The 22,693-nt window shown below is 49.2% G+C and carries 25 protein-coding genes and 1 tRNA gene; 5 read left to right on the forward strand and 21 right to left on the reverse strand.

Going from position 1 to position 22,693, the window contains the following annotated elements:
- Positions 1-2 precede the first annotated feature (2 nt).
- The 19 genes from EYB30_RS00350 to EYB30_RS00440 form a co-directional block, all read right to left on the reverse strand.
- Complete coding sequence (locus EYB30_RS00350) at positions 3-308, reverse strand: hypothetical protein (protein ID WP_166835810.1); 306 nt, start codon at positions 306-308, stop codon at positions 3-5.
- Positions 298-732 carry a flagellar export chaperone FliS gene (gene fliS, locus EYB30_RS00355; protein ID WP_166835812.1) on the reverse strand — a complete coding sequence of 145 codons (435 nt, stop codon included), beginning with the start codon at positions 730-732 and terminating at the stop codon, positions 298-300. The genes EYB30_RS00350 and fliS overlap by 11 nt, the downstream gene beginning before the upstream one ends.
- Before the next feature lie 18 nt (positions 733-750).
- The gene (gene fliD / locus EYB30_RS00360; RefSeq protein ID WP_166835814.1) at positions 751-2,154 is read right to left on the reverse strand and encodes a flagellar filament capping protein FliD; all 1,404 of its coding nucleotides are present in this window, start codon (positions 2,152-2,154) and stop codon (positions 751-753) included.
- 20 nt (positions 2,155-2,174) lie between these two features.
- Positions 2,175-2,618: a flagellar protein FlaG gene (locus EYB30_RS00365; RefSeq protein ID WP_166835816.1), complete on the reverse strand. Its 444-nt coding sequence runs from the start codon at positions 2,616-2,618 to the stop codon at positions 2,175-2,177.
- Positions 2,619-2,679: 61 nt separating this feature from the next.
- On the reverse strand, positions 2,680-3,642 hold the full coding sequence (locus tag EYB30_RS00370; RefSeq protein WP_166835818.1) for a flagellin N-terminal helical domain-containing protein: 963 nt from the start codon (positions 3,640-3,642) through the stop codon (positions 2,680-2,682).
- A 344-nt stretch (positions 3,643-3,986) separates the two neighbouring features.
- A complete protein-coding gene (locus tag EYB30_RS00375; RefSeq protein ID WP_166835822.1) occupies positions 3,987-4,952 on the reverse strand; it encodes a flagellin N-terminal helical domain-containing protein in 966 nt (321 codons plus the stop codon).
- Positions 4,953-5,170: 218 nt separating this feature from the next.
- Positions 5,171-6,403, reverse strand: a complete 1,233-nt coding sequence (flgL, locus tag EYB30_RS00380; protein WP_166835826.1) for a flagellar hook-associated protein FlgL — start codon at positions 6,401-6,403, stop codon at positions 5,171-5,173.
- Between the two features lie 3 nt (positions 6,404-6,406).
- On the reverse strand, positions 6,407-8,428 hold the full coding sequence (gene flgK, locus EYB30_RS00385; RefSeq protein ID WP_166835829.1) for a flagellar hook-associated protein FlgK: 2,022 nt from the start codon (positions 8,426-8,428) through the stop codon (positions 6,407-6,409).
- Between the two features lie 42 nt (positions 8,429-8,470).
- Entirely contained in the window at positions 8,471-9,514 is a 1,044-nt protein-coding gene (flgJ, locus tag EYB30_RS00390; protein WP_166835832.1) for a flagellar assembly peptidoglycan hydrolase FlgJ, read from the reverse strand.
- 1 nt (position 9,515) lies between these two features.
- Positions 9,516-10,604, reverse strand: a complete 1,089-nt coding sequence (locus EYB30_RS00395; protein ID WP_166835836.1) for a flagellar basal body P-ring protein FlgI — start codon at positions 10,602-10,604, stop codon at positions 9,516-9,518.
- 10 nt (positions 10,605-10,614) lie between these two features.
- Positions 10,615-11,292, reverse strand: coding sequence for a flagellar basal body L-ring protein FlgH (flgH, locus tag EYB30_RS00400; protein ID WP_166835838.1), 678 nt, complete (start codon positions 11,290-11,292; stop codon positions 10,615-10,617).
- Between the two features lie 11 nt (positions 11,293-11,303).
- Complete coding sequence (flgG, locus tag EYB30_RS00405; protein ID WP_166835840.1) at positions 11,304-12,092, reverse strand: flagellar basal-body rod protein FlgG; 789 nt, start codon at positions 12,090-12,092, stop codon at positions 11,304-11,306.
- A 40-nt stretch (positions 12,093-12,132) separates the two neighbouring features.
- Positions 12,133-12,879: a flagellar basal-body rod protein FlgF gene (gene flgF / locus EYB30_RS00410; protein WP_166835843.1), complete on the reverse strand. Its 747-nt coding sequence runs from the start codon at positions 12,877-12,879 to the stop codon at positions 12,133-12,135.
- A 146-nt stretch (positions 12,880-13,025) separates the two neighbouring features.
- A complete protein-coding gene (gene flgE, locus EYB30_RS00415; protein WP_166835846.1) occupies positions 13,026-14,327 on the reverse strand; it encodes a flagellar hook protein FlgE in 1,302 nt (433 codons plus the stop codon).
- Between the two features lie 17 nt (positions 14,328-14,344).
- On the reverse strand, positions 14,345-15,073 hold the full coding sequence (locus EYB30_RS00420) for a flagellar hook assembly protein FlgD (RefSeq protein WP_166835849.1): 729 nt from the start codon (positions 15,071-15,073) through the stop codon (positions 14,345-14,347).
- 11 nt (positions 15,074-15,084) lie between these two features.
- Entirely contained in the window at positions 15,085-15,510 is a 426-nt protein-coding gene (gene flgC, locus EYB30_RS00425; protein ID WP_166835852.1) for a flagellar basal body rod protein FlgC, read from the reverse strand.
- Positions 15,511-15,512: 2 nt separating this feature from the next.
- A complete protein-coding gene (gene flgB / locus EYB30_RS00430; protein WP_166835856.1) occupies positions 15,513-15,914 on the reverse strand; it encodes a flagellar basal body rod protein FlgB in 402 nt (133 codons plus the stop codon).
- A 73-nt stretch (positions 15,915-15,987) separates the two neighbouring features.
- Positions 15,988-16,821 carry a CheR family methyltransferase gene (locus EYB30_RS00435; protein ID WP_166835858.1) on the reverse strand — a complete coding sequence of 278 codons (834 nt, stop codon included), beginning with the start codon at positions 16,819-16,821 and terminating at the stop codon, positions 15,988-15,990.
- Positions 16,822-16,837: 16 nt separating this feature from the next.
- A complete protein-coding gene (locus tag EYB30_RS00440; RefSeq protein ID WP_166835860.1) occupies positions 16,838-17,767 on the reverse strand; it encodes a chemotaxis protein CheV in 930 nt (309 codons plus the stop codon).
- Between the two features lie 143 nt (positions 17,768-17,910).
- Between EYB30_RS00440 and flgA the strand changes: the two genes are divergently transcribed.
- The 3 genes from flgA to EYB30_RS00455 all read left to right on the forward strand — a co-directional run bounded on the left by flgA (position 17,911) and on the right by EYB30_RS00455 (position 19,431).
- Entirely contained in the window at positions 17,911-18,606 is a 696-nt protein-coding gene (gene flgA / locus EYB30_RS00445; RefSeq protein WP_166835862.1) for a flagellar basal body P-ring formation chaperone FlgA, read from the forward strand.
- 76 nt (positions 18,607-18,682) lie between these two features.
- Entirely contained in the window at positions 18,683-19,003 is a 321-nt protein-coding gene (gene flgM, locus EYB30_RS00450) for a flagellar biosynthesis anti-sigma factor FlgM (RefSeq protein WP_166835864.1), read from the forward strand.
- Positions 19,000-19,431 carry a flagellar protein FlgN gene (locus EYB30_RS00455; RefSeq protein ID WP_166835866.1) on the forward strand — a complete coding sequence of 144 codons (432 nt, stop codon included), beginning with the start codon at positions 19,000-19,002 and terminating at the stop codon, positions 19,429-19,431. The genes flgM and EYB30_RS00455 overlap by 4 nt, the downstream gene beginning before the upstream one ends.
- Before the next feature lie 24 nt (positions 19,432-19,455).
- Here EYB30_RS00455 and EYB30_RS00460 read toward each other — a convergent pair whose 3' ends face one another.
- Positions 19,456-19,914, reverse strand: coding sequence for an LPP20 family lipoprotein (locus EYB30_RS00460; RefSeq protein WP_166835868.1), 459 nt, complete (start codon positions 19,912-19,914; stop codon positions 19,456-19,458).
- Between the two features lie 113 nt (positions 19,915-20,027).
- On the opposite strand from EYB30_RS00460, the gene EYB30_RS00465 reads away from it, so the two are divergent.
- Both EYB30_RS00465 and EYB30_RS00470 read left to right on the forward strand, forming a co-directional pair.
- Positions 20,028-21,161 (forward strand): flagellar assembly protein T N-terminal domain-containing protein, encoded by a 1,134-nt coding sequence (locus tag EYB30_RS00465; protein WP_166835870.1) that lies wholly within the window; start codon positions 20,028-20,030, stop codon positions 21,159-21,161.
- A gap of 48 nt (positions 21,162-21,209) precedes the next feature.
- A tRNA-Arg gene (locus EYB30_RS00470) sits at positions 21,210-21,284 on the forward strand.
- A 92-nt stretch (positions 21,285-21,376) separates the two neighbouring features.
- Here the strand turns inward: EYB30_RS00470 and EYB30_RS00475 are convergent.
- Complete coding sequence (locus tag EYB30_RS00475; protein ID WP_241697920.1) at positions 21,377-22,651, reverse strand: sugar MFS transporter; 1,275 nt, start codon at positions 22,649-22,651, stop codon at positions 21,377-21,379.
- Positions 22,652-22,693 lie beyond the last annotated feature (42 nt).

Here is a 22,693-nt window from a genome sequence, read left to right on the forward strand (position 1 = left end):
AGTTAATCTATCTGGTAGGTTTTACTGATCTTATTATCTGACTTTACCGCAGCTATCTGGCTGATGCTATGCTTTATTTTTGTATGTTCTTGCTGCAATGCTGGCAGCAACACAGCAAAATCATCAGACAACCGCTGAACTTGCTGCAAGCTGTACTTATCAGAGGGCTCTAACTGCGAGAATACATGCTGTAATAGCTTCTGCCAGTCGCTTACCACTGATGTGGCCTGATGGTAGTCTTCTGAAGCGATAAGCTGCTTAATTTGCTCTAACAGCAGCTTCGCTTGCTGTAAATGATCAGCCAACATTGGCATGTGCTACAGTGCGCTGTGCTTCAGCCTGTTGCTGTGCACTGAATGGAATTTCATCCCAGGCTGATTTAATTTGCCGAAATAAGTCTGCCACTTCATCGATTGCGTCAGTACTCTCTTTTTCGACACTGGCGTCAATCAAACGCTCAATCATATAACTATATAACGCATATAAATTACCTGACAGCTCCGGTGATGCAGTCTCATCCAGACATGAGCGTAACGATTCCAGAATCGCCGAGGCTTTAGATAATACTTTTGCTTTGGTTTCAAAGTCTTTCCGCTGTAAAGCGCCTTTGGCCAGCGCAAGATTATCCATTACTCCAGCCATTAACATTTGAATAACCTGATAAGGAGAGGCCTCCGCCAACTGTGTCTTAGTGGCTTCTTTTTGATAAAACTTTAATTTGGCGCTACTCATTTGCGTTTCTCCCATCGGTTACTTTTTGTTGCTGGTAAAGCCAGGTAAGCTAGCCAGCTGCTGCGTAATATAGCTGCCTGCACTTTGCATCTGCGCTATCAGCACATCTAAACCGGCATACTTAGCTCTTAAGCCAGCCTCCAGCTGCGTCATTCTGTAATCGTGCGATGCTTTATCATCTTCAAGTTGACGCAAAGATTTGTTCAGCGAATCCTCTCGGAATTTAAAGCTGCCTTTTGCCTCAAGATGGGTTTCCAGCAAGGTTTCAAAACTCTTAGCTAACCCAGTATCACCAGAAAACAACTTACCCACATCGGCATAATTCTCGTTTAATGCGTCATTAACACTGCGCACCAAGGATGATTTTTCTAATTTACCTTCTTTAGTAAGACCAATACCAACATCAAATAAGGTTTCAAAGTCACCGGCACCATTTATTACTGTCGATAAGGTATTAGTCAGCTGATTTTTTAAGCCACGCATCGCAGAGTCACCATATAAAGCAGACCCCACCTGAGTGTGATACTCAATAGTACCAACAGCGTTATTGTACGCCTTAATAAATTCATCAATCAGCTTTTCAACACCGGTTTTATCATAATCGACTGTTAATTGTGCTGTTTCCGTGCCCTCGCTGACTTTTTTCGCAGTTATCGTTAAATCCTGCACGGCATCTTTAAAAATATTGGTTGAGCTGCTAACGGCAATACCATCCACTTCAATAATGGCATCTCTTGCCTGATCGGCCGCCGCTATGGTTAAGCCGCCGGCACCGCCAGCAAAAGCGGTGGTAGATATACTGTCTAGCTCAGCATTATCATTAGTAATGGTTAGATCATTACCGGTACCGCTCACATTAGAACTGATAACCAACTTTGCTTCGGGTGTTGCACCACCGGTATTAATAATATTTACCGACACACCAAAGTTATCAGCGGAATTATTAATTGCTGCACGCACCTCTTCTAAGGTTGCGCCGGCCGCTACGTCCACTTCAAAGCTTTTAGTACCCGCCGCTATGGTAAGTTTGCCGCCAGAGGCACTGACCACATCAGAGGGAGATGAAAAAGCAGCATTAGTCGTCGCCCGGCTGCCCTGAGCCAACTGATTGACTTTAATATTAAAGTTACCAGGCGTAGCGCTACTGTTTGATGCAACAGAAATAATATCGCCCGATGCCGGCTGCGTAATGGTATTACTGCGCTTGGTAAAGTTTTCCGGGTCCGCCAGCTTTTTGATAATGTCCTGAAAAGCGGATAAAGATGACTTTACCGCACCAAGACCAGACAGCTCCACTGATAGCCGGGTTTGCGTTTCTTCAAACCGTTTCATGCGCGGCAAATCTTCAGCATTAACCGTGGCCTGGATAATACTTTCCAGATCTAAACCTGAACCTACGCCAGCTGAAGTGATAGTTGCCATAACAGCATGCTCCTGTGTTATCAGGCCTGGAAATTAACCAATGCGCCTGCCTTAGTTAAGTTATCGGCCATTTCGCTAAAAGCTTTAGCCACTTTTACCAAATCCTGTGAAGGTATTTCGCGAATTAACTCATTACTGGTTTTGTCAATTACCTTAATCACCGGCGGATCGCCAAGCTCGTCAAACTCAAATACCAGTCGGGTATTAGTAATTGGGATCACTTTGTTAATCTGCTCCAGTGTTTGCCGGATTTGATTATTATCAAATGATACCGCAGTTACACCATTTTGAGCTTCTTCTGCAGCTGCTTTATTAATCTGTTCTGCAATACTCAACGTCTCAGCACTGTCAGTTTGTACTTGCCGTGGCGCTGGTTCAGCTTTTGCTGATTTTACGGTAACGGCTCGGTCCAATGCCATGTCTGCAATGCGGTTATCTTTATTAAACAGGGTGTCCACAGACATAAAAACCTCCGGAATAAAGCAGTTGGCCAGCAAGACACTGGCCAACCCACTATACTATAGCTTAGCCTAACAATGACAAAGCTACTTGCGGGCGTTGGTTAGCCTGCGCCAAAATAGTAGTACTAGCCTGTTGCAGGATCTGGTTACGCGTCAATGCAGCCGTTTCAGCAGCAAAATCTGCATCCTGGATCCGGCTACGGGCGCCTGACAGGTTTTCAGCAATATTCGACTGGTTACGAATGGTTGACTGAAACCGGTTTTGCACCGCACCTAATTCAGCACGCTTTTTATCTACTACAGCAATTAACGAGTCCATGCCCGCCATAACCATCTGCGCATTAGCTTGGGTGGAAACGCTCACTGCAGTCGCTAAAAATACCGTCGCAAAAGTCGTATCATCTGCAGCTGTACCTACAGCATCTGATAAACCACTGGCAAGGGCAGACAACGTTTTACCGGTCACACCCGATGCGATACCGGCAATACCCGATAAAGTAAAACCACCATTCGCTGACAATGAGTTGGCTGTACCGGCAACATTTTTCATACTGAAACCGATAGTTTGTACTGCATCAGCACCCACCTGGAAGCTGGCTGAGTAAGAACCATCTAACAAGTTCTGACCACCGAAAGTCGTATCTTTGGCAACACGGTTAACCTCACTCATTAATGAGCGGATTTCTTCCTGAATTGCCAGACGGTCTTCGTCGGTGTTTGAACCGTTTGATGCCTGCTGCGCCAACGTACGTACCCGTTGAAACATCGAGGTGACTTCTTCCATCGCGCCTTCTGCTGTTTGCGCTAATGAAATACCATCGTTGGCGTTACGAATACCCTGGTTCAGACCATTGATCTGGCCTGACAAACGGTTAGTGATCTGTAAACCTGCAGAGTCATCTGCAGCACTGTTGATACGTAAACCCGATGACAAACGTTTAAACGACGTATCCAGTGCATTGCCACTGTTCATCAGCTGGCGCTGGCCGTTTAACGAGCTAACGTTAGTATTGACATATAAAGCCATATGTAGCCTCCAAATTTAACAGAACTGCTTTGACTGCAGTGGTTACCCCACCCCTACAGTTAAACAGCATAAGTTCGATGATTTAGCCGGTTGGTCCCCACCGCCCGGTTAAAACAAGGTCACTAATACAGTTCCCCTGTAATCTGTATCGGCATGACTTTATAAAGCTTTAGGATTTTTTTTTGATTTTTTTGAAAAAAACGAAAGATGACAATTAAACCAAGTAAATCATACAGTTAACTAATTATATTATTGAATTAAAAAAGCCGGCAGCATTACCCCATGCTGCCGGCACCTTAATTTCCCAGTTAAACTCGAGGGCTCCGCCCATTACGCCGGATTTATTAGCCCTGCAGTAAGCTCAGTGCTGCCTGCGGCCGCTGATTCGCCTGCGACAGTATCGTCGTAGTAGCCTGCTGTAAAATCTGGTTGCGCGTTAACATCGCCGTTTCTGCCGCAAAGTCAGCATCTTTAATTCGCGATTTTGCGCCTGACAGGTTTTCAGCAATATTGGTTTGGTTACGAATGGTTGCCTGGAACCGGTTTTGCACCGCACCCAGCTCAGCACGTTTCTTATCCACCACCGCAATCAGTGAGTCCATACCGGCCATAACCATTTGCGCATTAGCTTGGGTGGAAACGCTCACTGCAGTCGCTAAAAATACCGTCGCAAAAGTCGTATCATCTGCCGTAGTACCTAACGCATCTGACAAACCACTGGCAAGAGCAGACAACGTTTTACCGGTCACGCCTGACGCAACACTGGCTATCCCGGATAAGGTAAAACCACCCGCAGCGGACAACGAATTCGCTGTTCCACCTACGTTTTTCATACTAAAGCCGATAGTTTGTACCGCATCAGCACCTACCTGAAAGCTGGCAGAGTAAGTACCATCTAACAAGTTCTGACCACCGAAAGTCGTATCTTTCGCAACCCGGTTAACCTCACTCATTAATGAGCGGATTTCTTCCTGGATCGCTAAGCGGTCTTCATCAGTATTTGAACCGTTCGCCGCTTGTTGTGCCAGGGTACGGACCCGTTGAAACATCGCAGTCACTTCTTCCATCGCGCCTTCTGCGGTCTGCGCTAATGAAATACCGTCGTTGGCGTTACGGTTACCCTGGTTTAAACCCTGGATTTGTGACTCCAAACGGTCTGAAATCTGTAAGCCTGCCGCATCATCTGCTGCGCTGTTGATGCGTAAACCGGATGATAAACGTTTAAACGAGGTGTCCAGGGCATTACCGCTGTTCATTAACTGACGCTGAGCATTTAATGCGCTGATGTTGCTGTTGACGTATAAAGCCATGGTGTTTCTCCTGATAACCCTATCTGTTTACCAATCACGGCGGCTTACTGTGTGCCCTGTGATTTGCCTGATACTTAGTTATCGGACGGCAGAAATTTTACTTTAGGAAATTTGCTAATTTTTTAAAATTCTTTTTCTAACAGAATGAATTTTATCTATTTTTCTACTTTATTAGGCAATAAAGGCAGACCGGCAAATTTTTGCCGGTCTAATAGAGATTAACGAATATAATCAAACAGTGAGGTATTGGTAATAGTGCTAAAGGTTGCCTGCACCGCCTGCAACGCGGTCTCTTCTTTGGTCAAGTCAGCAATAACTTTGGAAAAATCGACTTCAGCAATATCAGCCTGGTACTGGGTAGCCAGAATTTCCAGATCGGCATTGGAGCCGTTAATACTATCCAGTACGTTAATGCGGCCACCGATAGCGGAACGCGCCGATGCGACACTGGTAGAGGCGTCATCAATTTCTGCTACCGCTTTGGCAACACTGGCCTGAAACACATCATCTACCGGGCCAGGGGTGCGCAGCGCGGCCATCAGCTCACTGAGGCTGTTTAAGATATTGGTTTTTTCTGGCGCAGGTAAGTCAAAATCTACCCGTCCGGCACCTGCCGGGCCATCAATGACAATTTCCAACCCGTTAAAGCTTATTGGTTGTCCCGAGGTGTATGCCCCGGTTACCGGCGGTACTAAAGGCGCGCCACCGCGCAGGATTTGATAGTCACTTGGCGCGGTTAGCTCAACGCTAAAGGTATTATTGGCTGGTACTGCTTTGTCGTAGTTACTGATATAAAAGTTGTTAAATACTTCCTGATTCGTTATGTTTACCGTCGCAGCGGTTGGCCCCGGCACAGCAATAACAGCAGCCGTTGGCTGTGGCCGAACCTGTATACTGTCGAACACCTTTTTGCCACTATCGTTTACCGGCAAAGTCACTCCGGGTGACACCTGCAGGGCTTTTTGGCCATCATCGCCGTTAAATACGTACTTGCCGGTTGACGCATCTAAACTAAAGGCCTGCACCCCATCCTGAAAGCCAGAAAACAGATAGCCGCCTTCAACGTTACGGCTGTTCATTAAATCAAATAGTTGTTGCTGAATACCTTCAATTTCGGATGCTACCGCTTCGCGTTCAGATTCAGCATAAGAGCCATTACCCGATGCCAGCGCCAGCACCCGGGCTCTGTCCATTGCTGTGCGAATAGATGCCAGCACGGTTTCTTCTACCCCAAGATTGTTTTTTACCGCTATGCCATTTTGCTCAAACTGCGATAACTGTGACAGGTTTTGCCCCACGCCCAACACCTTAGCACTGCCGGAAGGATCATCGGCTGGTGTCAGGATCTTGGTTTGTTTAATCATCTGATCCTGGGCGCGCAGTAAGCGCTTTTGCGTATTTAAAATACCGTCCAGGCCCTGATTAAATTTGCTGTTAAATGTAACGCGCATAAGTTACCTCACTGCCTGTAGCAGGGTGTCAAATATCGTTTGCGACGTAGAAATTATTTTAGACGCTGCCGCGTAAGATTGCTGAAACCTGACCAGATTCGCCGCTTCTTCATCCAGACTAACGCCAGACAATGACTCTTTTAACTGCTGCGTCTGAGCGTACAGCGCTTCTGCTGCTGCCTGGCTGTTACGCGCCTGCGCCGTTTTATCACCGACAAAGCTGACCATAGTGCCGTAGGCTTCGTTAAAGCTGACGCTGTTATCGGCGTTTGGTGTCGCTACTGCATAACGGCGCATGGTTTCAGCAGTTTGCAGTTTGGCTATTTCCAAACCGTTACGGTTATCGTTAAAACCGCCGGTATTGTACTCAATGGTAAAGTTATCGCCGGTTTGTGGAATACCGGTAATATTAAAATCGAAACCGTAAGTGGCAAGGCCAGCCTCGGCCATAATATCATTCAGCTGGCCATTCGGTAGTGCTGGCGTAGTGCCCAACAACGCATTAGTGTTATCCCGAACTTCAAACTGATTATTACCAATATGAATGACAGTAAAAGGCGCGCCGTTGATAGTGTCTGGCGGCACAAAAGCCGATGACGCCGGATCCGTATTGCTAACAATGAGCTTATCAACCTGAGCATTGCCCAGGTTATCTTCCGCCACCTCGCTGCGCACCGGCGATGCCAGCGCTATATCCTCGGGCCGGGTCGTTGCCAGATTAATATTACGGGCAGCGCTGGACAATGGCTTCAGCGCAAAACGGTCGCCGTCGTTCATTGGCCCTTCCAGCTGCAGTGATAAACCATAAAAGTCGGTAACACCTGTGGTCTGGCTGTCAATCGTGGTCGGAAACGTAACACCCGTAACGGTAACGGCAGAGCCCGGCACGACATTACCTGAGGTATCTGTAGCCTCCAGCGTAATGGTGTCTGGCGCGGTAAATGTCAGCAAAAAGTCATTCGGTGGCAGCTGGGCCGCTTTGCCCGGCTCAATATCGACAGTAACAGTGCCAGTACCGGTATTGCCCTGGAATGCCAAACCACTGGTTTGTGGTAACACAAATAAGTCGCCACCAAGCTCACCGTTGGCATTCATACCGAGTTTATTTTGTGTGTTCAGTGCATCAGACATCGCCAGTGCCAGCTGGCCCAACTGCATTTGGGTCGGAATAAGCAAATCGTCGCGAAACTTAAGTAAGCCCCCCAATTGCCCTCCCAGCTCTTCAATGCCTAGATTACGAATAACCGACGGTTTTGAGTTCAGGCTCAGCTGCACATTTCGCACATTCGGATCCGGGTTACCATTTAGGCTTAAAATACTAAACTCGCCGTTTTCAACCACCAGCGACTGACCCGTGGCCATAAACACCAGCTTTTCACCGTTATCAGAGTCGAGCACCTTAATATCCAGCTTTTCTGATAACTGACGCAGCGCTTCATCACGCCGGTCCAGCAAGTCTAATGGCGGCTGGGCATTATCGCCGCGGCCAAAACCGGCAATGCTGCGGTTTAATTCAGAGATATTACGGATTAACGAGTTCGTTTGGGTTAAGTCCAAATCCAGTTGCTGGTTAACATAGCTGGCCTGGTCTAACACTAAATTGGACAAGGTGGCGAAGCGATCGGTCAGTGATTCGCTGCTGCTGATAATTAATTGCCGGGTTGAAATGGCGCTGGGATCATTGTTTGCCGTTTGCAGCTTCTGAAATAAATCGTTCATTGCCGATGAGATGCTGTTCGCCGGATTAGAGAATAAGCCATCGATGCGGTTTGCTTCAGCGGTATATTGATTGGCAAAAGCCAGCTTTGACGTATCCCGGCGCAGCTGTGCTGAGGTAAACTCGCTGACTAAACGCTCGGTGGTGCCTCTGCCTACTCCCAAGCCCAGTGTTTGCGCCTCAAATTCAGTGCGTTGGCGCGAATAGCCCTGCGTGTTAACGTTGGCAATGTTATTACTGGTGGTATTCAGCAACATGGAGTTAGCCAATACTGCTGAAGTCCCTATTTTTAGTAAATTGTCTGACATTGCTCTCTCCGCATCTGTCGCTTAGCTGCGTCAATTAGGTTATTAGTCGGCCGCTTCGGGTAATTCTTTAATCGTGCTGTCATCCACAGCGGCATTCTGCAGCGCCGGGCTTTGATACACTGCCATAATTTTTTGTGCATAAGCCGGATCAGTCGCATAACCGGCGGCCTGCAGCTGTTCAAAATAGGCTTTGGTATCGCCACTGGCTTTTACCGCATCCTGGTAGCGCGGGTTTTGCTGAATAAAGGCGACATAATCTTGCAAGCTTTGCTGCGGGCTTTGATAAGCGCGAAACTTCGCCTGCTCTTTCTTAGCGATACCGCCGCGGTATTCCAGCGTATCAACCACCGCCGTATCGCCCTGCCAGCCGTGGTTAGCCTTAATCCCAAACAGGTTAAAGCTGTTAGCGCCTTTAGCCGTTTTAATCATACGCTGGCCCCAGCCGGTTTCCAGTGCGGCTTGCGCCACCAGTGCCAGCGGGTCCAGCCCCAGTGCTTTGGCGGTTTGCCGCGCGGCCGGCAGTAAATGTTGAACAAAATCCGCCGGGCTTTGCACCTGCCACTGTGTTGGTACGGTTTCAGTTGTGGGTTCTGCTGCAGTTGCCGGTACAGCGCTTAACGGCGCAGAGACAGCAGGCTTAACGTTATCTGCTGTGGCAGCACGCGCGGTTTTCAGTGCCGGTAAGATCACTTTTGGCATAGCCAGCGCTTTGTCATGCTGCCCAGGCAAGCTATGCCCCGGTAAGCTATGGCCAGTTGCGGTGCTATTGCTGCTGCCCAGCGCCGGGCTTAATTGCTGTACTAATAAATCGGCCAGCCCCAGCGCACCTTTTTGGGCTAAATCAGTTGCCATCTGGCTGTCATGCATATCGCGGTAGAATTTGGTGGTTTGGCTGTTCATCATACCGTCTACTTCAAAGCCGGCATTGGCTTTGCGCATACTGCTAAGCAGCATGCTGAAAAAGATCGATTCAAACTGCTCAGCGGCCTGACGCAAGGCGGCTTTTTCATCTTTGCCAGCACTGCTGCGAATTTGCTGCAGGCTGGTTAAGTCATGATAAGACACATTGTTTGGCGTCAGGCTCATATCAGATCACCACCAGCTCGCCATGGATAGCGCCCGCTTCTTTTAATGCTTCAAGTATCGCCATTAAATCCCCCGGTGCCGCCCCCACGGCATTAACCGTGCGCACTAAGTCATCCAGGGTTACGCCGGGATCAAACTTAAACATGCGTGATTGCTCGGGGCGCACATCGATAATGGTGTTCTCTTCAATCGCGGTCTGGCCTTCTGCCAACACATTAGGCTGCACTACCCGTGGGTTTTCCGCGATGGTTACCGTTAAACCGCCGTGGGTTACCGCTGCCGGGAATAACCGCACTTCTTTGCCAATAACGATAGTACCGGTGCGGGAATTGATAATAATTTTCGCCGAATGATCGCCCGGCTCAAAACTTAAATTTTCCAGTGTAGATAAATATGACACCCGCTGGCTGATGTCGCGCGGCGCCCTAACCTTTACTGAAGTAGCATCCAGTGAATAGGCGGTATCAGGGCCAATAAAGTTGTTAATCGCCTCAGCCAACCGCTTCGAGGTAGTAAAGTCAGAGCGTTTCAGGTTAAAGGTAATAAAGTCGTTTTGCGAAAACGGCGTAATCACCTCGCGCTCGACCATGGCACCGTTTGGAATACGGCCTACCGTGGGCGTATTCACCAGAATGCGTGAGCCGTCCAGGCCTTCAGCGCCCAGGCCACTGACAATCAGGCTGCCTTGCGCTACCGCATACACATTGCCATCTAAACCGGTTAAAAAAGTTTGCATTAAGGTACCGCCACGCAGGCTTTTGGCACTGCCGACGGATGACACAGTAATATCCAGTGTTTGCCCAGGCTTAGCAAAAGCCGGTAGCTCAGCATGCACAGCAACCGCCGCCACATTTTTAATTTGCGCTTTCATATTGCCCGGCAACGTAATGCCAAAGTTGCTTAGCATGGTACGAAAGCTTTGCTCGGTAAACGGGCTTTGCTCGCCGGTGCCCGGCAAACCCACCACTAAACCATAGCCAACCAGCTGGTTAGCGCGCACGCCTTCAACATCGGCCACATCTTTAATCCGGGCAGCATTGCCTGATGGTGCCAACAGCAACAACAGTAATACAGCAACGAAGCGTTTCATCAGCAATCTCCTAGAAAGGCCACAGCGGACCATTAAAGAACCGGCTTAACCAGCCTGGTGACTGGCCATTGTGGTGTGCCCCGGTGCCACTGTATTCAATACGGGCATTGGCAATTTTGGTCGACTCTACGGTGTTATTGACATCAACATCCTGCGAGCGGATTACGCCGGTTAAACGGATATATTCTTTACCTGTGTTCAGCGTCAGCCACTTTTCGCCACGGATCACTAAATTGCCGTTGTTCAGTACCTGCAGTACATTAACCGAAATATTCCCTACCAGGCTGTTACTTTGATCCGCTTTAGCGTCGCCTTTGTAATCGGATGAAGAATCAGCACCAAATTGCAGTACGTTGCCGGCTACCGACACATTTCTGCCACCTAAGCCAATCATCGGCTCAAATGAAGTAGAGCTGTCCTTTTTCATTTCAGACTTGGCATTTTTACTGGCCTGGGTACGTTCTTTAAGCACTACCGTAATAATGTCACCTTCATGCCGTGCTTTGTTATCCGAATACAAGCTATTAGAGTAATTCTGCGCAAACAGCGAGCCGCTGTGTGTCAACGGCCGTGATGGCGGCTCAGGCTGCAGCGGCGCAAAGTACGGGTCGTCGGCTTTGGGCTCTTCCAATGAGGCGCAGCCCCCAAGCAGCAAAGCGCAACATAGTCCGGTAATAAAGCGTAACATAAGGCCTCCCGTTACAGCTGTTGAATGGCAAAGCCCAACATCTGATCTACCGATGAGATCACTTTGGAGTTCATCTCATACACGCGCTGGCTTTCTATTAAGCTGACCAGCTCTTCGGTAACGTTAACATTGGACGTTTCCAGTGCGCCCTGCACAATAATCCCCAAGCCTTCCAGGCCGGGTATGCCCTGCACCGGGTCGCCACTGGCACCGGTTTCCCGAAACAAGTTTTGCCCTATGGGTTCTAAACCAGCCGGATTAATAAAGTTAGTTACCGTCAACTGGCCTAATACTGCCGGTTCGCCTTCGCCGGGTAGCTGTACCGATACCTGCCCATCTTGCGACACGGTAATGCTTTGCGCATCTGGTGGTACCACTATGTTGGGCTGCACCTGATAACCGGCGCCTGAAGTCACCAGGTTACCCTCATCATCCACGGTAAACTGGCCATTACGGCTGTACGAAATGGTGCCGTCTGGCATTAAAATCTCAAAAAAACCATGGCCCTGGATCATCATATCCAAACTATTATCAGTGGTGATCATATTACCCTGAGTGAAGTTTTTCTGCGTTGCGACCACCTTAGTACCCGCACCTAACATCAGGCCATTTGGCAGCTCAGAGTTTTGCGACGAAGCACCACCAGGCTGATTCACGTTCTGGTACAGCAGATCTTCAAAAATAGCCCGGCTTTTCTTAAAGCCGACGGTGCTGGCGTTAGCCAGATTATTTGAAATCACCGAAATATCACGCTGCTTAGCGTCTAAACCGGTTTTACTGATCCATAAAGCTGGATGCATACTTGCCTCCCGGGCCTTGGCCCATTAACTGTTCAGGCGGTTAGCCTATTATCCTGAGTAACTGATTTTGCTGCCGATCCATCTCTTCAGCACTTTTCATCATTTTTACCTGCAGCTCGAACTGGCGCTGCAGGCTGATCATGTACGTCATTTCGCCTACCGCATTGACGTTACTGCTTTCTATCGCGCCTTTTAGCAGGCTGACGTCAACATCGGCCTCTGCAATTTGGCCGTCTTTGCGGCGAAACAAGCCGTCGTTGCCTTTTTCCATCTCGCTGTTGGCCGGTCGTACCAGCTTAATTCGTCCTGCCGGCACTATGGCATCGGCGGGTGCGCCCTGCGGTAGCACGCTGATAGTGCCATCCTGGGCTATCTCAACTTTGGCCAGCGGTACCGGTAACTGTATTGGGCCATCATCGCCCATTACCGGTAAGCCGGTGGCGGTTTCCAGCATGCCCTGCGCCGAAATTTGCAAATTTCCACTGCGGGTATAGGCTTCATTGCCATCCGGTGCCTGCACTGCCAGCCAGCCGTCGCCTTGTATTGCCACATCCAGCTCACGCTCGGTGATGATAATAGCGCCGGCGTCAAAGTTTTGACCTGGCTGCTCGGTCAACGAGAACACCCGTGTTGGCAAGCCGGCTCCAAAAGCCTGCATTGCCCGTGCTTGCTCAAAATCGGCTTTAAAGCCCACTGTGCCGGTATTGGCCAGGTTATTCGCCCGTACCGCTATGCCATTCATATTTTCTTTGGCACCGCTCATGGCGATATATAACAGATGGTCCATAACGCGCTCCGTTAATCGTTTCTAGCAATACGAAGCAAGTTTAATGCCAGCGCTGTTCGCTACCGCAGATTAACAGCATAAAAAAAACACCACCCGAAGGTGGTGCTGTGTGACTCACGTACTGAGGGTTTAACAGATCGGTGTTATTACCGGATCTGTAGTACCGTTTGCTGCAAGGTGCTGTTCACTTCCAGCGCTCTTGAGTTCGCCTGGAAGTTACGCTGCGCACTGATTAAATCTACCAGCTCAGTCGTCAGGTTAACGTTAGACTGCTCCAGCGATGACGCATTAACTGCGCCAAAGGTGCCGGTGTTGGCCTGACCGCCTATTGGCTCGCCCGAGGTAATACTTTGTTTCCACGAGGTATTGCCCACTTGTTTTAAGCCCTGTACGTTGGCAAAACGCACCATAGCAACTTGCGATAAATACGCCGAATCACCGTTACTGTAGCTGGCCAGCACCCGGCCAAAGGCATCGATATCTACGCCGGTCAAGAAACCGACAGTGGTGCCGTCCTGGCTCAGGTTAGTCACATCAAAGGTTGACGCATATTGTGTTGGCTCACGCACGCCTGAAGCGTCACGGAAATTCACCACCATGTCGGTTGCAAACTGTGCACCATTAGTCAGGTAGCCGTTTGCCGGATCGTTAAGATCTACCGCAGGCAATGTCAGCGTCGGAATAGGCGGCGTTACAAAATTACCGCTGGAATCAAACACTAAATTATCGCCCTGGATTGGCGCCGCGGTCACATCATCCCAGACGACGAACGTTTCCCACTCCGCATTCGCTGGCGGCACTGTGGTAGTTTTACGGAAATAGGTTGTCACCGTATGCGACTCACCAAGGCTGTCGTACACAGTTACCGACGTCGAATGGTTGTAGGTAGCGCGGTCTGTGGCATCAAACGGAATAGCATCGGTAGCCAGCTCACGCGAGTCCAGGTTCATACTTAAGAAAATATTATTGGTTGCCCGTGGTGCGCCGGCTGAGGTTGGAATTGCAATCGGCTGGGTAGTACTTAAACTAACCGACTGGTTTTCACCGGTTACCGGGTCAACGGCAAAGCCCTGCAAAAAATTGCCTTTGTTATCGACAATAAAGTTATCTTTATTCAGTTTAAAGGCACCGGCACGGGTATAAGTTAAATCCTGCGATTGCCTGTCTGGGGTCAACGCAAAGAAGCCCTCGCCGGTAATGGCTAAATCCAGCGAGTTATTAGTAAATTGCAGTGCGCCCTGGCTAAACTGCTGCGCTACCGTCGCGGTAGTAACACCATCACCCACTTTAGTGCGGCCAGAGGCAAAAATAGAGGTGGCGTACACATCGGCAAACTCGGCCCGTGACTCTTTAAAACCAGTAGTATTTACGTTGGCAATGTTATTTGCCGTTGTGTCTAAATCTTTTTGTGCTGCGGCCAGGCCGCTTAATGCGATATTAAAACTCATAATTCACCTCAGCTCGCTTAACTATATGAAACTTCTAAGACATCACTTAATTTCACCGCACCTAACCCCAACAGGTTAAGCATGATGCCACCGCCGGTGCCGTTCATGCTGACACTGCCTACCGGGGTATATACATTGACGGGCAAACTGGCGTTGCTGCCATCGGCATAGCTAACGTCTACTTTGACCTTATACACCCCAGCTTTTACGCGTTCAGACAGCTCACCATCGACTTCAGCCGCACTACCCGCACCGGATGGCATATAGGTGCCATCCCAGATAAATTCGTTTTTACCAACCTGCGGGTTTTCCACGCTGAACGACTGGACCAGCTCACCTTTTTCGTTTTCGATGCGTACCTTCATCAGGGTCGCAGCTTTTTCCAATTCGATATTGCCGCGTGACAAGGTGTCACCGGTAAACACGATTTCATCAGACTGTGTCAGTACACTACGCCCCACCAGAGACGACGCCTGCAGCGCCTGGTTCGATGACATGCTCTCGGCGAAGCCTTTAAAGCTCTCATTTAATGAGCCTATACCATCGGCCATGGTAAAGTTGGTCATCTGGGCGATCATCTGGTCATTCTCGACCGGCTTAGTAGGGTCCTGATAAGCCAGCTGCTGGGTTAGCAAAGCAAAGAAATCTGATTGCTTAAGCGCACCATTATTTTTGTCCGGCACCTTAGTGTCAGGGTTCCAATACATGCCATCCAGAGCAGAGTTGTTGTTTACATTAGAAGTCATTTCTCAGATCCTTACGATTGCTGACCTAAACGCAGCGTACGCATAATCATTTGCTTAGCGGCATCGGCAGTTTGCACATTGGTTTCGTACGAACGCGATGCCGAAATCATATTCGCCATCTCTTCCATGATGTTGATATTCGGCTTATAGATGTAGCCATTTTCATCCGCTAATGGATGATTGGGCGCATACTCTACATTCAGCGGTGCATCGGACTCCACGATACCCAACACTTTAACGCCAACGCTGGCATCACCCTGCTGACGCCGGGCCTCGGACAGCTCGGCAGCAAACACCGGATGACGACCACGGTAAGTCTGATCAATACTGCTGCTGACACTGTTGGCGTTGGCGATGTTACTGGCCGTGGTATTCATGCGTACCGACTGTGCTGTCATACCACTGCCGGTAATATCAAAAATGTTATAAGCACTCATGGTTATTGTCCTCCACCGGTAAGGGCTTTTTTCAAGCCATTAATACGGGAATTGAGAAACGTCATACTGGCCTGGTATTCCAGGCTGTTTTGCATAAAGGCGTTACGCTCGCGGTGAATGTCGACACTGTTACCATCACCGGTGTCCGGCTGGTCCGGGTTGCGAAACTGGGTTTCTTGGCGCGCAGCAATAGAAATATTAAAATGCTGCTCATGAGTGCGGGCGATATTGCCACTCTGACGGGCACGGGCATGTTGCAGCGCCTGCTGAAAATCCACATCTTTGGCTTTGTAACCTGGCGTATCGGCATTAGCGATATTTTCTGCCAATACCTGAGCACGCCGATCACGGATCAGCATGGCATCGGGATGCAGCCCAAAAGCTTTGTCAAAACTGATTGCCATTTTTTTGCCACCTGTTCATTAGCGATGGCAAAACAATGCAAAACACAGGCCAGAAATTAAATAAACGCGGAATTTAGGATTTTTTGCGGTAAATAATGCCGGGATTACAGCGCAGCATCTCAAAATCGTTATTCAAACTGGATAACGATTCTGAGGCTCCAAGGAATAAATAACCTTTGGGATTTAGTGACTGGGCAAACTGGCGGATAATTTTTGCCTTTACGTCAGCCGAAAAATAAATCAGCACATTGCGGCAAAAGATAATGTCAAACTTTCCCAGCAAGGTGTAACTGTCCAGCAGGTTAAGATGGCGAAAGCTAACGTTCTTACGTACATTGTCTTTTACCCGCATCATGCCTTTGCCGCTGTCTTCAAAAAACTTAGTGCGCCGCTCCGGCGATAAACCACGGGACAGTGCCAGGCCATCGTATTCAGCGCGCTGGCAATGCTCTAGCATGGTATTCGAAATGTCGGTGCCAAGCACATGCACTCCCAGGCTAAAAGCACCTGGCCGGCTTTGTTGATATTCCAATGCTGTCATAGCGATGGAGTAAGGCTCCTGACCGCTGGAGCTGGCCGCCGACCAAATTTTGACAGTACGGCAGGTTTTTTCCAGCTCAGGAAAAATTTGCTTTTTTAGTAGCTCATAAGGATAAGTGTCACGAAACCACAAGGTTTCATTGGTTGTCATCGCATCGATTACCGCTGAGCGTAATTGGCGCTCAAACGGGCTCAGGGTTTTGTTAACCAGCTCTGACAATGAAGCAACGCCAAAACGTTGCATTAGCGGTGCCAGCCGGCTTTTGACCAGATATTGTTTATTTTCACCCAATACAATGCCACATTGCTGCTCAAGAAAATCTCTGAACAGCACATACTCTTTGTCTAGCAACTCTTTATTTGGCACTGGTCATCCTTAACTGTTAATCAGCATGCAGCCATTTTTGCACCGACTGCGCCAGTTCATCAGGATTAAATTTAGCAATAAAATCATCAGCACCCACTTTTTGTACCATCTGCTGATTAAACACCCCACTAAGCGAGGTATGCAGGATCACATGCAGTTTTTTTAACCTGGCGTCCATTTTAATTTCTGCCGTCAGGGTATAGCCATCCATTTCTGGCATTTCAATATCTGAAATCAGTAAGCCGACTTTTTCCGTCACCGATTCGTTACAGCTTTTCGCCAGTTCCTGCAGATAAGTTAACGCCTCGCGGCCATTATTGACCAGATGCATTTTAACCCCTAATCCTTCTAGCGCGCGCTTAACCTGATTACGCGCCACCGCAGAGTCATCAGCAATAAGAATAAGCCGGTCCCCTAAGTCCGTGCTGATGCTTTGAGTATCTAACACCGCCGTGATCGCAGTAGGTGATGGGGAAATCTCCTCGAGTATCTTTTCGACATCCAGAATTTCGACCAGCTCTTTGTCAATCTCGGTTACCGCTGTCAGGTAGCTTTGCTTACCACTGGTGCCTTTCGGCGGTGGCATAATCGCTTCCCAGTTAATATTGATAATGCGCTCAACCGAGTTAACTAAAAAACCCTGCACCGAGCGGTTGTACTCAGCAATGATAATAAAGCTGTCTTTGACATTGTCGATCGGCTTACCGCCGGTCGCCAGGCTCAGATCGATTACCGAAATGGTCTGACCGCGTACATGCGCAATACCGCGTACATATTTATTACGTTTGGGAATGGCGGTTAGTGGCGGGCATTGCAGCACCTCCCGTACTTTAAACACGTTAATGCCGTAGCGCTGGCGGCCGACCAATTTAAATAACAGCAATTCGAGACGGTTCTGGCCAACTAACTGCGTACGCTGGTTCACCGAGTCTAAAATACCGGCCATCTGCAGCTCCTCTGTAAGACATATCGGATCAATTCTTGCTTGAGCACTATAACAGCACGCTAACCCGAAAGGCTCAGGCGCTTTAGCGTCAAACTTACGTCGTATGTTATAACCCTTAGCCAATAAAGCATAGCCGAAACCTTATGAAAAAGTACGAAAATTTAGTTAAACAGACACTTACCGCACTTAGCTTGTTCTGTGCGGCTGTTGCTGGCGCACCGCAAAGCTACAGCCCGGCCGAGCTTACTGTCGCGGCTGAACACTGGTTAACAGGGCAACTGAGCCAGGATGGTACGATCCAAACCGATATAACGCCGCTGGACGAACGAATCGGCGACAAATATTGCCCGCAAGACTTGGCTTTTAGCTTGTCCCAGCCGGCAACTCAACGGCAAAACACAATCCGCATCCGTTGCAATGCCGAGCAAAGCTGGCAACTGTATGTACCGGTAAGAATTGACGAAATAATACACGCCGTAGTGCTGACACAAAATATCGCTAATGGCAGCCGGCTCAGTGCCGATATGCTGGAAACTGCAGCGCGGCCAAGACGTTTTGTGCGTGGCAGCCCGGTTGCCGACCATGCTCTGGTTGTCGGCGCCAGAGCGAAAAAAGCGCTGGCAATGGGACAAATTTTAACCTTGCAGGATCTTTGTCTTGTCTGTAAAGGAGATGTTGTTACAATATCGGTCAGCGACAGCGGTTTAAGTGTCGTAACCAGTGGTGTAGCGCAGTCTGATGGCAGTTTGGGTGATACCATTAGCATACTGAATCAGCAGTCAAGGCGCACAGTTAGCGCGCAGGTCGTTGGCGTCGATTTAGTCAGCGTAAAATTTTAAAAAAATCGCTAAAGTTTTGCTGTTTAACGCCGTTAACCTGAACATAAGGAATGTATTAAGGTGATGAGGTTCGAGCATGGCTATTAATATCAACAACTTGCAAAATAGTGCGCAAGTAAAAACTGACAAGGTTGAGCAAAATGCTCAGCGTCAGCAGGCGGCTGTGCAGCAAAATGCCAGTCAGGCAACCAGCCAGAAACAAGATTCAGTGTCTATTACACCGCAGGCGCAGCAGTTTGCCAAACTGACAGAAAAAGCCAGCAACAGTAATGGTGTGGATCAGGAAAAAGTCGACAAGATTAAACAAGCGATTGCAGACGGTAAATACAAAATTAATGTAGAGCAGCTGGCCAGACGCATAGTACAGTTTGAAAGCGAACTGTTCGGTAAAAAATGACCGCCACTGATGCCATCGTCACCTTGTTAAATCAACAACAGCAGCACCTGGATGTGCTGTTGTCGTTATTGCGGCAAGAACTTGCCGCCCTCGCTAACCGCGACATAGATAGTCTTAATCAACTTATCAGCGAAAAAACTGCTGTGCTGCAGCAGCTTCATCAAGCCGACAATGCTCTGGCGCAAGCGCCAGAACTGGACAGTTACAAACAACAGGATTGGTTTAAACAACAGGTTGCCTTACTGGACCAACTGCTGGAACAATGCAAGCAACAAAATGATATTAACCAACAAACGCTGGAGCAAAGCCAGCTGACACTGGCCCGCTTTAAAACCGAACTGCTGGCAAGCCGTGGCAAGGCGGGGCTTACTTACACCAGTAAAGGCAAGCCAACAGTGGATAATAAAGGTAAAGGCATCAAAGCCTGAGCCGGCTCCGTTTAACCGCACAGGTTAGTAATAATGTACGCTCTTGACAGTCTGCCGCGGCCGAATATTCTGATACAAGTGGTACACCTGGGCAAAGTCCAGTTCCAGCTCGGTAACATACACATCATCGACCGCATAGCTTTTCACCACTCTGGCACCGGTTATTACACCTGATACCGACGCAGACAGACGCTCATCTGACAACACCATATCTTTGACCTGGTTAGTGGAGTCAATTTTTTGACCATACACCATCTCAGTTAGCTCTTTATAAGCGTCCAGCTTGGAAGCTTTCATTGCCTGCAACATTTTTTGCTGCGCATCCTGGCCTTGCTGTGCGCTGATCGGGGCATAGCCTACCGCATGCAACACGACAAAGCGCTCAGGCTTTACCAGGCCATATTCCACTTCCCGATCGAACAAAGTGCTGCAACCGGCCAGCTGCATAGCCCCCAGTACAAATGCGATAATGCGTAGCATCATGTTTAACCCCTTTTACTGTCAGAATTACCGCAAGACACAGCAAAAACCGCGCCAGCATTTGGGCACGTATTTTGCTTTATTCTTGAAAAGCCCATCAGCTTATTAAGGTTGTTATGAAACATTACGTCATGCTCAGTGTAATCAGCTGTATCAGCTTTAGCAGCAGCGCCACCTGGTTCGAGGCAACCGGTCAGGCCCGGATTGAACAAGGCAACACAGCGCAGGCCAGACAAAGCGCAGTAGACGATGCCGTCAAACGCGCAGCACTGGCCGCAGGAGCGCGTATCAGCAGTACACAACAGCTGATAAACGGCGTGTTGCAGGCCGAGCAACTGGGCATCAGTAGCCATGGTGAAATAAAGCAATTACAACTGATGTCCGAGCAGCGAAATGGTGATCTGCTTACCGTTACGCTGAGGGTGGATATAGAAGCAGAGCCAACCAGCTGTAATGGCAACAGGTACCGTAAACCCATGCTGCTAAGTAAGATCCGCCTGCAAGCGCGGCAGGATGCTATCTATGGCCAGCTATTTCAGCTTGGCAACGATGCTACCGTGCAACTGGAGCGGCATTTGCGCGACTACAGTCCGGCTACCCTGGTCAGTGTAGCGCCACAGAGTATTGAACAAGCGCAGTTGGTGTATCCGGACAACGATCGCTTATTTCAAAGCGGTCAACAATATGTACTCAGCGCGACCATCAATGACTTATCGCTGGGACAACAAACGAATAGCTTCTGGCAAGCCGATGAAAAAGAGCGTTTTTTCGCGCTGAATGTACAGCTTTTTGATTTATTTGAACAAACGCTGATATATCAGCAGGAGTACCGCACCAGCGCTGGCTGGCCTTTTAAACGCAATGATACGCCAGCCAGTCACAGTCAGGCATTCTGGCAGCTGCCATATGGCAGTAAAATAGACCGTTTGCTGCAAGCGGTGGCCGAAGACGTGCAGCAACAGCTGCAATGCCAGCCACTGCTGGGTAATATTCGTCAGGTTAACCACAATCAGATTATGCTGGCACTCGGTGAAAAGCACGGCTTACAGCAAGGCGACACCCTGCAGTTAATACAACTGCAGCGTCATCCCACCGCACCGGGCGTTAAACGCCTGCTACAGGACCCGCTACAGCTAACCATTACCGACTTAAACAGCCAGTATGCCTGGGCCAGTAGTAGCAAAGCAGAATTATTACAGCATATCCGCCCGGGCGACGTCGTAACCGTACAGAAAAGCACCCGTTATTAGCCGGTAGAGTTTGCAACCTCCGACGCTTCTGGTAGACTTTCGCGCCGTTGCCCCATAGTTAAATGGATATAACGGCCCCCTCCTAAGGGGCAGTTACAGGTTCGATTCCTGTTGGGGCAGCCATAAGCTGCCACGAAACCGCACCAGTCTACCTAACCTCAGCGTTCTTATTCAAACTGGTACCTTTTAACAGCAGTGTGCCCTGCTTTAAGCCGCTATTCAGCGCCCTCGTAGCGCAATTTGTGCCCCTTCAGCGCGTAAAAGAAAATCATGCCGTAACATGGCAATAGCAGCCAGTATGCGTGCTGGCTGTCGCCCTGCTCTGCCAGATAGCCATACAGCAGAGGGAGCACCGCGCCGCCGGCGATGCCCATGATCAGCAAAGCGGATGCGGTGGCGGTTAAGGCGCCCAGCCCCTGCAGTGCTAACGGCCAAACCGCAGGCCAAACCAGGGCGTTAGCCAGCCCTAGCAACGCCAGGTAGAACACCGGATCCGGCACTAAAGGGATACCTGACCAGCCCGTCAACCAAAACGATAGCTGTTGGCTTTGCACTGAGCTAAGTAACACCCCGGCACTGAATACTATGCCAGCCAGCGCCGACAGTAATAACGCCGACTGCTGACTAAGCCAACGCGGGATCAGCACTATCCCTAACAGATACCCCAACACCATAAACGCCATGGTATAAGAAGTCAGGCTGCCAAAATGCGCAACCCCGAGCCCCTGGCCAAATAAGCCAATAGTATCGCCGGCAATCACCTCAACGCCGACATAACAAAACAGTGTTAGCGTACCAAGCCACACCTGCGGATACTTTAATATACTAAACCAGTCACTTTGCTGTCCGGCCGCTGTGACAGGCAATTGAGGCTCGGGCAAGGGCGAGCACCAGACAAACAGCATTAACCCTAACAGTACAGCACTCATCAACAGGTAAGGTTGCACCAGTCGTTGCGCCAGACTATGCAGCAGTTGTTGCTGTTCATTGCTGCTCAGTAGTGCCAGCGCACTGTCACTGTACGCATCCATACCGGTTAAGATCCAGGCACTGAACAGCAAGGGCACGATAAAGCCGGCACCTTTATTAACAACACCCATCAGGCTGATGCGCATCGCTGCGCTGTCGCGTGGCCCGATACAGACAATGTAGGGGTTAGTGGCGGTTTGCAGTACCGTCAGCCCGGTACCGAGAATAAACAACGCTAACAAAAACAGACTAAAACGTGCGCTAAGTGCAGCAGGCACAAATAACAAGGCGCCACACAACATCACGCCCAGCCCAATCACCATACTGTTTTTATAGCCAAAGCGGCGCAACAGCACTGACATAGGCAGCGCCATCACAAAGTAGGCAATATAAAACACAAACGCGACCAGCAATGCCTGAAACTCATTGAGCTGACAGGCAATTTTTAAAAACGGGATCAGCGCGCCATTTAGCCAGGTAACAAAGCCAAAGACAAAAAACAAGATGCCAATCAATAACATTGGTAGAAAGCTGCCCGCTCTCGCGGCTGTTTTTTCAGTTAA

The organism is Rheinheimera pleomorphica, assembly GCF_011634895.1.
In the GTDB taxonomy this organism is placed as follows: Bacteria; Pseudomonadota; Gammaproteobacteria; order Enterobacterales; family Alteromonadaceae; genus Alishewanella; species Alishewanella pleomorphica.